This window comes from Roseovarius sp. TE539, assembly GCF_003298505.1.
Lineage (GTDB): Bacteria > Pseudomonadota > Alphaproteobacteria > Rhodobacterales > Rhodobacteraceae > Roseovarius.
On the sequence record NZ_QNGB01000003.1, the window covers coordinates 30,531 to 46,378 of the forward strand.

The window sequence follows — 15,848 nt, forward strand, 5'->3', positions numbered from 1 at the left end:
TCTCGATCCTGAAACGCGGGAAGGAACGGGCACGCATGACGAAGATGGCTTCGGGGCTGGTTGCGGGCATTGATGTGGGGGGGACCTTCACCGACCTGGTGCAGTTCGACCCGGCAAGCGGAGCGGTCCGCCTCGCCAAGGTTCCCACAACCTGGGAAAACCAGGCTTACGGCGTGATGGACGCGCTGCGGTCGGCCGGATCCGATCTGGAGGCGCTTGGCCTCGTGGTGCATGGCACCACCACAACGACAAACGCGGTGCTCGAACGCAAGCTCAGCCGCACCGGCCTGATAACCACCGCCGGGTTTCGCGACATTCTTGAACTCGGCCGGCGCACCCGTCCGCAACCCTATGGCATGTTCGGGGAGTTTTCGCCGATCATACCGCGTGACCTGCGCCTCGAAGTATCCGAACGTGTGGATGCCGCCGGCACTGTCGTGACGTCGCTGGACGAGAGCGCGGTGGTGGCGGCGGGCCGGCGCCTGCTGGACGCGGGGTGCGAGGCCGTTGTGGTGCATTTCCTTCATGCTTATGCAAACCCCGCCCACGAACTCCGCGCCGCCGAGCTCCTGACTGGGTTCTGGCCCAACGATCACATCACCACCGGCCATGCCATCCTGTCGGAATCGCGCGAGTTCGAACGTGGCGTGACGGCGGCGGTGAATGCCGCGGTCCAGCCGATCCTCGCGCGGTATCTGCGACGTCTGACCGGGGAACTGGCCGAGGGCGGCTATCGCGGCGACGTGTTGGTGATGAACGGCAATGGCGGCATGGTGTCGTCGCGGCTGGTGACATCGGAAGCGGCCAAGACGGTGATGTCGGGGCCCGCCTCGGGAGTCATGGCGGCGGCTTATACCGGCCGCGCGGCGGGGCTCGACGATCTGATCACCTATGACATGGGCGGAACCTCGACCGATGTGGCACTGGTGCGCGGGGCCGAGCCGGCGGTTTCGAGCGAGATCGAGATCGAATATGCCATGCCGATCCATGTGCCGATGGTGGATGTGCGGACCGTGGGGGCCGGCGGCGGGTCGATCGCGCGGGTGAATGATGCCGGGCTGCTGGAGGTCGGACCGCAGAGCGCCGGCGCTGATCCGGGCCCGATCTGTTACGGACGCGGCGGAACAGATCCGACTATTTCGGACGCCAACCTGCTACTGGGGCGCCTGGACCCCGGAAAGCTGGCGGTGCGCGGCGGTGTTGACCTGGCGGATGTCGAGCGCGTCTTCGAAGAGCGTCTGGCCGGTCCTCTGGGCGTGAGCGTGGGCGAGGCGGCACAGGCGGTCATCCGGCTGGCCGATACCACGATGGCGGGTGCGATCCGCATGGTTTCGTTGTCGCTGGGGGCCGATCCCAGGGATTTCGCGCTGTTCGCTTTCGGTGGTGCCGGCCCCCTGCACGCCGCGGCGCTGGCGCGGGAACTGGGGGTGCCGCGTGTGCTGGTGCCGGCGCGGCCGGGGATCACCAACGCGCTTGGCTGTGTGGTGGCTGATTTGCGGCATGATTTCGTGCGCACCGTCACCACGCCGCTGGCGGCGCTGGAGTCCGGCGCGCTGGCCCGCGTCTTTGCCCGGCAGACCGCCGAGGGCGAGCGCATGATCGCCGCCGAGACGGTGGGCCTCGCGGGGTTGCGCCACCTCTACAGCGTGGATATGCAATATGCCGGGCAGACGCATCTGCTGCGCGTCGAGCTGGAGCGCCCGGACGTGGACGCCGCGACCCTGCAATCGCTTTTCGAGGCCGCCTACTGGAAACGCTTCCGGGTGGCGCTGGACGGGATCGGCGCGATCGTGGTCAACGTCAACACCTCGGTCATCGGGGCGCGCCCGCCGCTCGACCTCTCGACGCTGATTGATCCGGCCGGTCGCGGGGCAAGCCTCGATGCCGCACTGACCGGCCGGCGGCGGGTGCGGTTCGGCGATGGCTGGTACGACACGCCCGTCTACTGGCGCGATCACCTGCCGCTGGATTTCGACCTGCACGGTCCGGCGATCATCGAACAGATGGACACCACGCTGCTGGTTCCGCCCCGAGACCGCGCCGAGGGGACGCCGCAGGGCGACATCATCGTGCATGTCGGAGACGCACCATGAGCCTTGATCCGATCACCCTTTCCGTCATCCAGGCCGGTCTGGCGCAGGTCTGCGACGAGATGGATCTCAGCTTCTCCCGCGCCGCCTTCTCGCCCGTGATCGCCGAGGCGAACGACCGTTCCGACGGAATCTATGATGCCGCCGACGGGGCACTGATCGCGCAGGGCGCAGGGGGATTGCCGGTGTTCGTCGGCACGATGCAATATTCCACCCGCGCCCTGATCGGGATGATTGCCGCGGGCCGCGCCGGGCCGCCCGAGCCGGGGGACATTTATATCGTCAACGATCCCTATCTGGGGGGCACACACCTCATGGATGTGCGTTTTGCCCGGCCCTTCTACCGTGGCGACAGGCTTTGGTGCTGGCTCAGCAATACCGGGCACTGGCCGGATACCGGTGGCGCGGTGCCCGGGGGCTTTTCCGCGTCCGCCACCGCGGTGGAGCAGGAGGGGCTGCGCCTGCCGCCGGTGAAACTTTTCAAGCGCGGCGAGATGGATGCCGAGATCTACGCGATCATCTGTTCCAACATCCGCGTCGCGGATCAGCGCATCGGCGACGTCAAGGCGCAGGCGGCGGCGCTGGAGATGGGGGCGGCGCGGCTTGATGCGCTGCTCGACCGCTACGGCGATGACACCGTGACCGAGGCGATCGGTGAACTGCGCCGTCGCGCGGCGGCACAGATGCGCAGTTTCATCGCGCGAATCCCGGAGGGGCCGCACCGCGCCTCGGCCTGGATCGACAGCGACGGGGTGGTCAACGAACCACTGGAGATCCGCCTTTCGGTCAGCCGCGCGGGCGAGGACCTGGAGTTCGATTTCACCGGCTCCAGCCCGCCCTGCGCAGGCCCCATGAACTCGGTCCGGGCCACCACGCTCAGCTCGGTCTACCTTGCCATGCGTCATATCTTTCCCGAGGTGCCGATCAGCGCCGGCGCGTTCGAGCCATTGGGCGTGACCGGGATCGAGGGCACCTTCCTCGACGCGCAGTATCCGCGCCCGGTTTCGGGCTGCGCCGCCGAAGTGTCACAGCGCATCGCCGAGGCGGTCTTCGTGGCCCTGGTGGAGGCGCTGCCCGATCGCGTCACAGCCGCGCCCGCGGGAACGAGCGGAAACTTCGCCCTTGGCGGACACGACCCGGAACGGACCCGCGATTTCGTCATGTATCAGCTATCTGGCGGTGGTTATGGCGGCAACGCGGGTGGCGACGGGCTCAGCAACGGGTGTTCCACCATCGGCATCTCCAAGGCCCCGCCGGTGGAGATAATGGAACAGGCGTTCCCGGTGCTCTACCACCGCTACGCGCTGCGCGAGGGATCGGGCGGCGCGGGTCGGTATCGCGGCGGGTTCGGGCTTGAATACGAGGTGGAACTGCGCCGCGGTCATGCGCTGGCGAGCTTCGTGATGGATCACGGGCGCACCGGGCCTCAGGGTGTGCTGGGCGGTGCCGACGGGGCGGTGAACGAGGTGACGGTGATCCGCGGCGGTGCCCCCTACACGCCCGCGCACCTGTCCAAGGAGCAGGACATTCCGATCGCGCCCGGCGACAGGGTACGGGTCGCGACGCCGGGCGGAGGCGGCTATGGCAATCCGTTTGCCCGCGATCCCGAACTGGTGGCCCGCGATGTGCGGCTTGGCCGCTACGGCACCGACGAGGCGCGCGCGCTTTTCCGCGTTGTCCTGCAGCCCGGCGCGGAGCAGGAGGTGGACCGCGCCGCGACCGAGGCGTTGCGCGATGGCGAAGCCTGAGGCGGGCGGCGTGGCAATTTGGTCATGCGGAGGGCGCGTGGCTTCCGGCCCTGTGTCCGGCGTGCTAGGTTATCCGGTGGGGCGTATCGAAGGACCGGGACAGGGGCTGTTTTGAAAGACGATCTGGGAAAATGCCGTGTGCTGGTCGTTGACCTGGACGGTACGCTGATCCATTCCGACATGCTGTTCGAAAGCTTCTGGTCGGCACTCGGGCGGGATTGGCGCACACCGTTCGCGGCGTTGCGGGCTCTTGCCACCGGACGGGCGGCGCTGAAGCGGCGGTTGGCGGCAGCAGCCGATCACGACCCGGCGGCGCTGCCCTATAACGGTGCGGTGCTGGATTACGCGCGGAACTGGCGCAGTGCAGGGGGCCGCGTGGTTCTTGTAAGTGCCGCCGATGACGGGCTCGTTCAGAGGGTGGCGGCGCATCTGGGCCTTTTCGACGAGGCGCATGGTTCCGACGGACAGCGCAACCTCAAGGGGCCGGCCAAATCCCGGTTCCTGACCGAGCGGTATGGCACGAAGGGATATGCCTATATCGGCGACAGCCGTGCCGACCTGCCCGTCTGGAAGAGCGCCGGACGGGCCGTGACAGCCGGTGCCGGACGCGGTCTGCGCCGACAGGTCGACGGGCTTGGCGGGCGGATCGAGCATTTGCCGGCGCCGGAGGGCGGGGCGTGGGCGATCCTGCGGGCCTTGCGCCCGCATCAATGGCTCAAGAACATTCTGGTCTTCATGCCGATGCTGGCCGGGCATCATTTCTCGACCGCCGTCGCTCTGCAGAGCGCATTGGCCTTCCTGTCCTTTTGTCTGGTGGCGTCCTGCGTTTACATCCTCAACGATCTGCTGGACCTGACGGCCGATCGCGCCCATCCGCGCAAATGCCGGCGGCCCCTGGCGTCAGGGGCGCTGCCGATCCGGCTTGGCACGGCGATGGCGCCGGCGCTGCTTTTTGCGGGGTTGGCGGTGGCGCTGACGCTCGGGCCGCTCTTCGTTCTGGTGATGCTGGGGTACTTCATTCTCACGACGCTTTATTCGCTATGGCTCAAGCGGCTGGTGGTGGCAGACATCTGCACACTGGCCGTGCTGTACACCACTCGCATCCTTGCCGGGGCGGTGGCCACGGGCCTGCCACTCTCGGTCTGGATCCTCGCCTTCGCGATCTTCTTCTTTTTGTCGCTGGCAGCGGTGAAACGGCAGGCGGAACTGGTCGACAGCGCGGTGCGCGGACAACTTTCAGCAGCCGGAAGGGGCTATCACGCCGACGACCTGACACTTGTGGCACAGATGGCCACGGCAGCCGGCTATGTTTCGGTGCTGGTGATGGCGCTGTACCTCAATTCCCCTGCGGTGCAGGAGATCTACAGCCGTCCCTCGGTCCTGTGGGGAATTTGCCTGGTGCTGCTCTACTGGATCAGCAACATGGTCATGGTCACGCATCGCGGCGGCATGGATGACGATCCCGTGGTTTACGCGGTCAAGGACCGGACCAGCCAGATCTGCATCCTACTGGTGATCGCCTGTGCGGTCGGGGCGGCGCTGACATGAGCCGCCGCACCCTGATCCTGCGCTACGCGGCCTTCGCGGTGATTGCCACGCTTGCAAACCTCGCGGTGCAGCGCATGGTGCTTGCCCTGTCCGGCCCGATGTCGCCCGGCATGGCATTGGCGCTGGCGATCGGGGCGGGCACCATCGCCGGCTTGCTGATCAAGTACGTCCTCGACAAGCGCTGGATCTTCCTCGACCTTTCCACCGGGTTGGCCACGCATGGTCGCAAGTTCGCGCTTTATACCGCTATGGGCGTGGTCACCACCTGCATCTTCTGGGGGACGGAGACCCTGTTCTGGTGGATCTGGCGCAGCGACCCGATGCGCGAGGCCGGCGCGGTCCTCGGCCTGACGGTGGGTTACGTGGTGAAATACAACCTCGACCGGCGCTACGTTTTCACCGATGACCGCCTTGGCGGGGTGACGCCGTGAAACTGTCGGGCTGGGGGCGTTATCCGGTTGCCGATTGCCGCCTGAGCGCGCCGCGCGATGCGGTGGAACTGCGCGCGTGTCTGGACGCCGGGCCGGGGATCGCGCGGGGCAACGGACGTGCCTATGGCGACAGCGCGATGAACCCGTCCAACACCATCTCGATGCGCCATTTCAACCACATGATCGCCTTCGATCCCGAGACCGGACAACTGATCACCGAGGCCGGAGTGATCCTTGGAGACGTGATTCGCACCTTTCTGCCGCGCGGCTGGTTCCCGCCGGTCACGCCGGGGACCAAGTTCGTCACCATCGGTGGCATGATCGCCGCGGACGTGCATGGCAAGAATCATCATTGTGATGGCAGTTTCGGAAATTTCGTGGACTGGATCGAGGTAATCGGCCCCGGCGGAGAGATCCGCCGCACAGGTCCCGGCGAGGCGTTGTTCGAATGGACGGTTGGCGGGATGGGTCTGACCGGTGTGATAATACGAGCCGCGGTTCGCCTCACCGCTGTGGAGACGGGCTGGATCCGGCAGCGCATACTTCCCGCACCGACATTGGCGGCAACGATGGACACCTTCGAGACCGCGCAGGACGCCACCTATTCGGTGGCATGGATAGATTGCCTGTCCACCGGCGCGCGTCAGGGCCGATCGCTGGTGATGCTGGGCGAGCATGCCGCGCTCGATGAGTTGCCGCCACGGGCTGCCCGCCGCCCGCATGGGCCGCCTGCGCGCCGGGCGCGTACCGTGCCGGCCGATCTGCCGGGGTTCGTGCTCAACCGTGCCGCGATGCGGGCTTTCAACGCGCTTTATTACCGGAATGGCTGCCGCAAGGCCGGAACCGTCCATGTGGGATGGGATCCATTCTTCTATCCGCTCGATTCGGTTCTCGGCTGGAACCGCATCTACGGGCGGCGCGGCTTCGTGCAGTTTCAGTGCGTGCTGCCGCTGGCCGAATCGTATGCGGGGCTGAGCTCCCTGCTCGATGCCGTGGCCGCCGCCGGGCAGGGCGCGTTCCTGTCGGTGCTCAAACGCTTCGGCGCTCAGGAAAGCCGGTTCTCCTTCCCGATGGAAGGGTACACGCTGGCGCTGGATTTCCCCGTGTCCCGCCGCAGCCTCGCAATGATGGAGCGGCTCGACGAGATAACCGTTGCGCATGGTGGCCGCTTCTATCTTGCCAAGGATGGCCGCCTGAAACCTAACACGCTGCACAGCGCCGATCCGCGGGCCGCCGCCTTCCGGGCGATGCGGCAAGACACCGGGCTTGTGCGGGAATTTTCATCACGCCAATCCGAAAGGGTGCAGATTTGACCGACCAACCCGTCCTGATTCTGGGGGGCCGATCGGATATCGGCCTCGCCATTGCCCACCGGTACGCCGATCTGGGCCACACGGTGCAACTTGCAGCGCGCAATGCCCAAAGCCTTTCGCAGGAAAAGACCGACATGGAATTGCGCTACGGTGTCACCGTCAGCCTGCACGATTTCGATGTTCTGGCGCCGGACACGCACGAAGCCTTCCTTGACGGGCTGCCGGCCCTGCCGCAGATCGCCGTGTGCGCAGTGGGCTACATGGGTGATCAGGCCGAAAGCCAGCGCGATCCCGCCGCCGCGACCCTAGTGATGCGATCGAATTTCGAGGGTCCGGCCAACATCCTTGCGCTTCTCGCCAACCTGTTCGAGGCGCGCGGCAGCGGCACGTTGATCGGTATAAGCTCCGTGGCGGGGGATCGCGGGCGGGCCACGAATTATGTCTACGGTGCCGCGAAAGCCGGATTCACCGCCTTCCTTTCGGGGCTGCGCAACCGTTTGGCGGGGCGGGGCGTGCATGTCCTTACGGTGCTGCCGGGGTTCGTTGCCACCCGAATGACCGAGGGGCTGGACCTGCCCGAGAAACTCACCACGGACCCCGAAACGCTTGCCGTGGCGGTCGCGCGCGCCGCCGAGAAGCGCCGCAACGTGATTTACGTCAAGGGTGTATGGGCGGTTGTCATGCTGGTGATCCGCAACATCCCGGAGGCGATTTTCAAAAAACTCAGCATCTGAGGCACGGGGCCTTCAGTCGCCGGCCAGCTTGCGCGCTCCGGCCTTGGTGCCAAACCCCACGATACCGTCCAGAGCTCCGCGGTAAAGCCCGCGGTCGATCAGGATCTTCTGGAATTCGATCGCGGTCGCGCGGTCCCAGCGTTGCCGCGGCAACCCATTGACATCGCGCAGCCCCTCGATGTCGACCTTGCCGGTTTCAAGGGCCTCGACATAGAACGCCGCGGCCTTGGCCGGGTCGTAATCCACACCATGGCCCTGCTCGTGCATGACGCCAAGTGTCCTGATCGCCGAGGGCATCCCGGCTTTCGCGGCGCGGCGGGTCCAGAGCGCGTGCAGGTTCGGGTTGGCCGCGACACCGTTCTCGTCATTGGCGTAAAGCGCGGCCAGATCCACCGCGGCCGATAGATTGCCCTGTATCGCGGCGCGGCCCAGAAGACGGGTGGCCTGATCGGGGGCCGGCAGTCCGAGAGCCTCGGCCTCCTCTGCGGGGATGCCCTCGGGGTTGAGCATCACTTCCGCAAGGCGCACCTGCGCGAAATGATAGCCTTGATCCGAAGCTGCGCGCAGCAGGTCCAGGGCCTTCGCATTATCCTGCTCCACGCCGCGCCCGAGTCGGTACATGATCGCAAGCGTTGTCATCCCGGCAGCATCGCCCTGTTCGGCCGCCTTGCGATATTCGGCAATGGCACGGTCCAGATCCTCGTCAATCCTGCCAATTCCGAAATTGTAATAGTCACCCAGCTTGGTATGCGCGGCCGCCACGCCGGATTGCGCGGCGCGATCGAACAGATCCACGGCTTCGCCGTGCTTGCCGCTGCGTTGCCGGATCACGCCGACCTGGAAAAGGGCGTCCGGTGCCGGCGGATCAAGCGTGATCGCCTCCTCGCAGGCAGCGCGCGCATCGCTCAAGGCGCCGAGATAGGCATCGAGTGCCTCACGGCTGACGGGAGTGCCGGCGTCCGGTGGACCTGCGGCCTCCCGGCAGCGTTTGTCCGCGTCTACGATCGAAACGCTGGCCACCGCCGGCAGCGCCGTCACGCCGAGACAGATCAGGATCGCCGAAGAAATTCGTGTCCGGAAACGCATTGAAATCCCCCGCCTGGTTCAGATTCGTGCGCAGTCTGCCGTGTCTGGCGCTGCGTGGAAAGCCGATTCGCCAATTCGCCACGACCCTTGCGGCAAGGGCGCATGGCTGCGGCGTGGGCGGCGGTGCCATGCTCCGTCCGCCAACACGTGACATGCCTCCGGATCCGCTCGGAACGGCGGTTTCCCGCCATTGTGGCTGTTCCCCGCTCACGCCTGACGTTGCCTTATTGTGAAGTTAAGTGTTCACTCATAGAGGGACAGTCATGAGAATCATCGCAGATATCAAAGGCGCCACGCGTGCCGCCCGGACCCGCGCACACACCGTATCGGTTGCCCCGCGCGCCATTCTCGTCGGGGCTGGTCTGGCACTGGCGGGATGCGGCTTCGTCATTGGCCTCAACTCCGGAAACACGCAGATCACGAAACCGCGGCCCGTTGCGGCGCTGGCGCCTGCCGCTCCGCGGATCGTCGGCACGCTGCGCGCCGGCGTGTCCCCCGATCTGCCGCAGGTCACGCCCATCCGGCGCCCGCAGGCATCGCGCCCGGACATGGCCGCGCCGCGCCCCGACGCACCGATGGCTGGAAATGCGACCCGGCCCTTCTACCCGCCGCGGCTTTACGCGGGGGCGCCGCCGGTGGTCCCGCCCGCGCGGCCCGACCGGTTCACGTTTGACGGTCCGCGGCCGCGTCTGCGGCCGGAAACCCTGGTGCCGGAGACGCTTTTGGCCCGGCTTGATGCCCCGGCCGCCTCCGACGGTGCGCACGCCGCGCCGTCCCCGGTCGAGGCCCCCGTGGCCGAAGTGGAAGATGGCCAGGAACGGCGGGCCGGGCTCGGCACGTCCCTGCGCCCGCGCCTGCGTCCGGACAGCCTGAACACCACGGTCACGGTCAGCGCCCCCGAACCGGCGGAGGCTGTTGTTACCGCGGCCACGGCGCCCGAGGCCGGTGATGGCGCCCCGGATACCGCGCCACCGCCGGTGCTGCATGATCCAACCCTGCAATTGGCGCAGGGCGTGGGCAACTGTCCGCGCCGTCTTACCCGCGACATGCCCCGCCGGTCCGGAAACGCCCCGGATGGCACAGCCTTCATGGCACAGCTTGCCTCGGTCGGCGGCACCGTGCGTGACCGCCACGTGACCGGGCAGATCCTGTCCGGCAACATGCCCGACACGATGCGCCGTCTCGCCCCGGTCAGTGTCACCGGGCGTCTGCGTGACGGCAGCCGCGCGACCCTGACACTCTGTGTCACGCCGGATTACCTTGCGCTTGGCGGCAACCGCGATTTTGTAAGGGTGCCGCTCGGGCTGCGCGCCGCCACCCGCATCGCGGAGCGGTTCGACATGCTCTTGCCCACGGCGCAGATGGTTGATCTCATCTACCGTGCCGCTGATCTGCGTCTGACGCCCCGCCCGATGACGCCGGGCCCGCGGATGACGTCGACCGCTTATCTGGTCAAGCACAATGCCACCGTCGAGGGTCAGCGCAGGCGCGCCGGCGCCGGGGCGACGGCGTTGATCTCGGGGCACAAGAAGGATCTCGTGCTGACCAACCGTATCACACGCAATCCAAGCCGCGTGGCGATCTATGGCTGGCACCGGCCCGGCGGCAAGCCTATCCAGCCGCTCAGCACCGTGCACGGCGCCGCCTATGCCGATTACAGCCACGGTATCCGTCTGGTCAGCCGAACGGCGTATCTTGACGGGCGTGCCGTGGATCTGCGTCAGCTGATGTCGGACCCGGCCTATTCGGCGCTTGTGAGCAGGGAAGGTCCGATCCGTGGTCCGCGCCTCCTGATGGCGTCATTGGCCGGCAACTGACCACTCGTCCCGGAATGGCGGGCAGCACGAACGTCAACGGCGGCCGCGGGCCGCCGTTTCGCGTTTCCGGCCCGGCCCACCGTGTTGTAGCGTGTTGCATTCAATCGGAAACGGTCCGGAGACAGGCGGGGGACTCCGATCCGGCGCAACGCACTCTAGCGTACGTCCTTGAAACAGCGGAACCCCAAGTGATAATTGCGATGGCTGTGCCCGGCCATCACCCGGCTTCCGTGCCAATAGGGCGCGCGCCAGCGGCTCCAGTGGGTATGCGCGCGGACGGTGTCCCAGATGAACCAGCTTCCCTTCATCTCGGTCACGCCCAGTTTGCGGCTGCCACGGCTGGCCATCTCGGCCGGGGACCGGGGAAGGTTCATGTGTTCGGCGGCATTGCCGTCAAGATCGTAGACGCCGAAGGGGCTCTTGCATCCCGGAAAGCTGCCGGCCGGATAGGTGTTTGATCCGCACCCCGTGAAACTGCCGCCATTGCAACTGCCGGATTTGTGACTGCCTGTGGCGCAAACCCCGCGCCGCCATTGTTTGCCGATGCTGTAACGGGCCGACGACTGGTATTTTGCATTGTGGCGGGCCCGGGCCGCCTGCACGCTCATGCCGAAGAAATAATCCGGCTCGGTCAGCGCGCCATGCGCGGCACCCTCCCACTCGTGGGCGTCACCCATGCGTTTGCCTTCTGCCCAGCAAAGCTCGGCCGCTTCCTTGGCGCGCACCCATGTCACCGGGTACATGCCGGGCACGTTGGGATACTCGAACATGTCCACGCAGACCTCGGCGTCGCCGGGCGATTCAATGGCCGGATCGTAAAGCGGGGCCATGTATCTCTCGCCGCAGATTCGTTCGAATCCGGGATTGCGATAGTAGCGTTTCGGATCGGTGCCCAGTTTCGCCTCCAGTTGTTGGCGGCTCATCGGATGCCGCGTCACCGCCGGGTTGCCCTGCCCGATAAAGCGCGATCCGGCGAATATGCCCCGTATTTTCGACATTTCCGCATTGCTCAGCCCGCGCGCCGCCTGCATCTCCCGGAACATCGCTTCGTTGTTGGCTTTCAGGCTTTGCGCGTTGGCGATCCCGGCGAAGGTCAGCATCGTGCCAAGGGCCAGCCCGGCTGTAGCAAGTTTCAACATCCTCGATCTCCCGTCATTTGCGAAGCAGGTAGAAAAAATCCCTGTTGTCGGAATAGCCGATGAAACGCGGGATGGGGGTGCCATCACGGCGGCGGCCATCGACCGCGGACATCCGGCTGACCAGATGGCGTGCCCTAAGCCCGCCGTTTGTCTGTGTGTAGAGCGCCATGTAGGTGTGCTCCTGCGAGTTCATGTCCAGAAGCATCGCGTAGCGGCAGCCATAGGCCTGGAAGGTGCGTGCCATGGCCGAGGGCGTGGCGGTGGAGAAATAGGCGTAAATCAGGAACTGCCGTCCAGAAACGTCCTTCATGCAGGCGCCCGCGCGCAAGGTCCGAAGATCCGCGTTGGCCGAACCCGACCAGTTGCCGCCGCCCCAACTGCGCACGAACCGCCCTGGCACGCCCTTGCCGGTTTCGGGATCGGGCGCGATCAGGGGAACGCCGTTCTGGCGGGCGAAACGGAGTTTCGGCAGAAGCTTGCGGTCCGCCTCGGTCCATGTGCGCATGTGGATGCTGCCATCCTCCATCAGGAAGAGGGTCGAAAGATTGGGTTGCAGCTTGCTGAGGATCACGCCCTTGGTCATGAAGCCGTAGTGGTGGCCATGATTGAACGTCGCGTAATCGCTGAACTTGAAGGCACCGTGATCGCGTTTGAAACCGCCGGTAAACGTGGCCGCCACCCGCTCGGTCAGTGACGGGCTCAGCATCCCGGTCCGCACCAGCGGATCAGACCTGTCTATGCCGTCGGGACCAGGAATGTTCCAGTTGCGTCCGGCCCCGCGTGGGCGGGATGACCAGCCCAGGCGCGGGTGGTCGGTCCCGACCTCGTAGCCGATCTCGAATTCGGCGAGATCAAAGGCCACGAGGTAGACATCCGCCCGTCGCTCGACGGAATCGAGGTAATTGGTCTCGCCCCTCCGGTTGAGGATGTCGGGGTGGATCATGCCCGGCTGCATTGCACTGGCATAGATGCCGGGGGCATCCTTGATGGCGTACCAGCTTCCGGCCTCCATCCGGCCGTTCGATGTCCCTTCCAGATCCCAGCCGAAATAGGCCTGCATCACGGGGTGGCTGGCCAGCCTTGCCCGCCCCAGCGACCCGGCGACATCACCGCCTTCGGCCCCGTCCAGAAGCGGCCCCGACTGCATGAAAGCATCCTCGTAGAAGGCCCCCTTGATCATGTTCACGATGCTGTCTCCGAACACCACGTTGTCGCGCAGGAATTCGGCCACCGCCTCGCGGCTCGTGCGCGACCCCGAGACCCTGTTGCGCAGATAGGCGCGGCCGCCGCAGATCGGCGCGTAGGGCAGGCCGGTCGCCTCCGCCTTTTCCAGTTCCGCTGACTTTTCTTCCCATGGACGACAGGCGTGTCGGCTGCTGTCGCTCCGGAAGACAAGTTCGGGATTGCCGCCACCACTCAGGGTGATGCGCCACTTTTGCGGATCCGCGTTCTCGATATGGTATGCCGCGGCACGGTCGCGCCACGAGTCCGCTGGCTCGACTTCAAGCAGGTACCACCAATCGTTTGCGGGATTCATCGAGGTCAGGGTGAGTTGCAATCCATCCGGCCCGGTGGCCGTCATTTCTTCGCGGAAAGGTTGCAATTCGATGGATGTCTTCGGTACGACGGCCTCGAACTGTTCCATCTGCTTTCGCAAGATGTCGGCCCGGTCGGGCCTTGCTTCCGAAGCCAGGGCAAGGGCCGGCACGGCCATGACCATCAAAAAGGCGCCCCGATGAAGACACGCGGCGAGTCCCCCAAGTGCAAACTTCAAAATCCACCTCCGTTCAATGGTTGGCAGGGCATCTGCGCATGGCAGCATGCGCGTGAAGGAACAAATGGTCCGAAGCCCGCCGATCCCGACTGCAAAAACTCTAGAACGCGCCTGCGCGTATCTCAAGCGAAGCGTTGCCGCCGGGACTGGATTGGCGCGGAATCCGGCAGGTGGGCACCCGGCGTGTTTCCGGTATTCCGGCCAGCACACCGCGCTGATGCGGCGAAACCGCGATGCCGGGCTGTCCCGGACTCGGCCCGACGAAGAATCGCCAGCCCGGTTTCGCCTCCCGCGGCCTGAAACGGGTGGTCTCCGTGGATCGGATTGTGCCCGTCTTGTTCGAGGGCAGGACAGGGCCGCCGGTCCCCGGGATTTCCGGGAAGATCGAAGTCGAGATGATGCACAACCGGGCAAGAATTCGAAATTCCCGAACCGATACAGCAAAATAATTCGTTTTCAGGAATTGAAATTCTGTGGCAGCGTTCGGCGGCGTCCCGACGGATCGGCAACACCGCACGGACAGGATGTTCGGGGAGTCCGCGGACTGGCGCCGCGGGGAACTGCATAAGCGCCCTGCACGGGATCGCCATCTCGGTGACGGCGGCCGCCACGAACGGCACCGCAGGCCCGGAAAAGCCGCATGTGGCGGCGTATGGCTGATCGTTGGGTCGCGGAAAGCTCGGAGGGCGAATGGTGCAAGATTACAAGATGCTGATCGACGGTGAATGGGTCGACGCCTCCGGCGGGGCGACCTTCCCGAGTTTGAACCCGGCCACGAGCGAGGTCTGGGCGACTGTCCCCGAAGCCGGCGCCGAGGATGTGGACCGCGCGGTGCGCGCGGCGCACTGGGCCTGTCACGAGGGGCCATGGGCCAAGATGAGCGCCACCGAGCGCGGCCATTGCCTGCGTCGGTTGGCCGATCTTCTGGCCGACCGGTCAGAGCATCTGGGCGAGGTCGAGACCCGCGACACCGGCAAGATGTTCCGCGAAACCCGCTGGCAGGCGAAGTATATCAGCGAGTTCTACCACTTCTATGCCGGGGCGGCGGACAAGATCGCGGGCGATACCCTGCCTGTCGACAAGCCCGACATGTTCGTTTTCACCAACCGCGAGCCGCTTGGCGTGATCGCCGCCGTGGTGCCCTGGAACAGCCAGCTCTTCCTGGCAGCGGTGAAGATCGGCCCGGCCCTGGCGGCCGGCAATTCCGTCGTGCTCAAGACGTCTGAGCACGCCCCGGCGGTGATCCTCGAATTCGGCAGGCTTCTTGCAGAGGCGGGTATCCCCGATGGCGTGGTGAACATCGTGACCGGCCATGGCGACCCTTGCGGCAAAGTTCTGACCTCTCATCCCTTGGTGGCACGCATATCGTTTACCGGCGGTCCCGTGGCGGCACGCCACGTGCTGATGAACGCGGCCAGCAACTTTGCCGAGGTGAGCCTGGAACTGGGCGGCAAATCGCCCTTCATCGTGTTCGGGGACGCGGATATCGAAAGCGCCGTCAACGGTGCCGTGGCGGGGATCTTCGGGGCGTCGGGCCAGAGCTGCGTCGCCGGCTCGCGCCTCATCGTGCACGAGGACGTGGCCGACGATTTCATTGCCCGGATGGAACGGGTCGCGACCGGTATCCGCATTGGCGATCCGATGGCCGAGGACACCGAGATGGGGCCGCTCTGCACCCGCGGGCAGCTCGAGACCATCGAGCGCGAGGTCGCCCGCGCGCTGGAGGAAGGCGCGCGGCTTGTCTGCGGCGGCCGTCGCGCCGAGGCGGCCGGCGAGATGTTCTACGAACCGACGATCCTCGACTGCCCGCGCCCGGACCTGCGCATCGTCGACACCGAGCTTTTCGGCCCGGTTCTGAGTGTTCTGCGGTTCCGGACCGAGCAAGAGGCGCTGGAACTGGCAAACGACACGGTGCACGGGCTGGCCGCCGGCATCTTCACCCGCGACAGCGCGCGGGCGCTGCGGATGTCGCGTGCCGTCCGCGCCGGGATCGTCTGGGTCAACACTTATCGCGCGATCTCGCCGGTGGCCGAGTTCGGCGGCATGAAGAATTCCGGCCACGGCCGCGAAAGCGGGTTTCAGGCCGTCTATGACTACACGCGGCCCAAGACGGTGTGGATGAACATATCGCAAGATCCGGTGGCCAACCCGTTCCAGCCACGCTGACA

11 protein-coding genes are annotated in these 15,848 nt (G+C 66.0%); 8 read left to right on the top strand and 3 right to left on the bottom strand.

Annotation, left to right across the window (positions count from 1 at the left end; translation table 11 throughout):
- Positions 1–35 precede the first annotated feature (35 nt).
- From DQW77_RS02610 to DQW77_RS02635, 6 genes are all read left to right on the top strand, one after another.
- Positions 36–2,093, top strand: a complete 2,058-nt coding sequence (locus tag DQW77_RS02610; protein ID WP_113256638.1) for a hydantoinase/oxoprolinase family protein — start codon at positions 36–38, stop codon at positions 2,091–2,093.
- Positions 2,090–3,838: a hydantoinase B/oxoprolinase family protein gene (locus DQW77_RS02615; RefSeq protein ID WP_113256639.1), complete on the top strand. Its 1,749-nt coding sequence runs from the start codon at positions 2,090–2,092 to the stop codon at positions 3,836–3,838. The genes DQW77_RS02610 and DQW77_RS02615 overlap by 4 nt, the downstream gene beginning before the upstream one ends.
- A 111-nt stretch (positions 3,839–3,949) precedes the next feature.
- Positions 3,950–5,386, top strand: coding sequence for a UbiA family prenyltransferase (locus DQW77_RS02620; protein WP_258523647.1), 1,437 nt, complete (start codon positions 3,950–3,952; stop codon positions 5,384–5,386).
- On the top strand, positions 5,383–5,817 hold the full coding sequence (locus DQW77_RS02625) for a GtrA family protein (protein WP_113256641.1): 435 nt from the start codon (positions 5,383–5,385) through the stop codon (positions 5,815–5,817). Before DQW77_RS02620 ends, DQW77_RS02625 begins: the two co-directional genes overlap by 4 nt.
- Positions 5,814–7,130, top strand: a complete 1,317-nt coding sequence (locus DQW77_RS02630; protein ID WP_113256642.1) for an FAD-binding oxidoreductase — start codon at positions 5,814–5,816, stop codon at positions 7,128–7,130. Before DQW77_RS02625 ends, DQW77_RS02630 begins: the two co-directional genes overlap by 4 nt.
- Positions 7,127–7,864 carry an SDR family oxidoreductase gene (locus tag DQW77_RS02635; RefSeq protein ID WP_113256643.1) on the top strand — a complete coding sequence of 246 codons (738 nt, stop codon included), beginning with the start codon at positions 7,127–7,129 and terminating at the stop codon, positions 7,862–7,864. The genes DQW77_RS02630 and DQW77_RS02635 overlap by 4 nt, the downstream gene beginning before the upstream one ends.
- Before the next feature lie 12 nt (positions 7,865–7,876).
- Here DQW77_RS02635 and DQW77_RS02640 read toward each other — a convergent pair whose 3' ends face one another.
- Positions 7,877–8,950, bottom strand: coding sequence for a tetratricopeptide repeat protein (locus DQW77_RS02640; protein ID WP_113256644.1), 1,074 nt, complete (start codon positions 8,948–8,950; stop codon positions 7,877–7,879).
- A gap of 263 nt (positions 8,951–9,213) precedes the next feature.
- Here DQW77_RS02640 and DQW77_RS02645 point away from each other — a divergent pair, with 263 nt between their 5' ends.
- Positions 9,214–10,767 carry a hypothetical protein gene (locus tag DQW77_RS02645; protein ID WP_113256645.1) on the top strand — a complete coding sequence of 518 codons (1,554 nt, stop codon included), beginning with the start codon at positions 9,214–9,216 and terminating at the stop codon, positions 10,765–10,767.
- A gap of 155 nt (positions 10,768–10,922) precedes the next feature.
- Here the strand turns inward: DQW77_RS02645 and DQW77_RS02650 are convergent, their stop codons facing one another.
- Positions 10,923–11,906, bottom strand: coding sequence for an SUMF1/EgtB/PvdO family nonheme iron enzyme (locus DQW77_RS02650; protein ID WP_113256646.1), 984 nt, complete (start codon positions 11,904–11,906; stop codon positions 10,923–10,925).
- Between the two features lie 13 nt (positions 11,907–11,919).
- A complete protein-coding gene (locus tag DQW77_RS02655) occupies positions 11,920–13,680 on the bottom strand; it encodes a hypothetical protein (RefSeq protein WP_147094918.1) in 1,761 nt (586 codons plus the stop codon).
- 690 nt (positions 13,681–14,370) lie between these two features.
- On the opposite strand from DQW77_RS02655, the gene DQW77_RS02665 reads away from it, so the two are divergent.
- A complete protein-coding gene (locus tag DQW77_RS02665; RefSeq protein WP_113256649.1) occupies positions 14,371–15,846 on the top strand; it encodes an aldehyde dehydrogenase in 1,476 nt (491 codons plus the stop codon).
- Positions 15,847–15,848 lie beyond the last annotated feature (2 nt).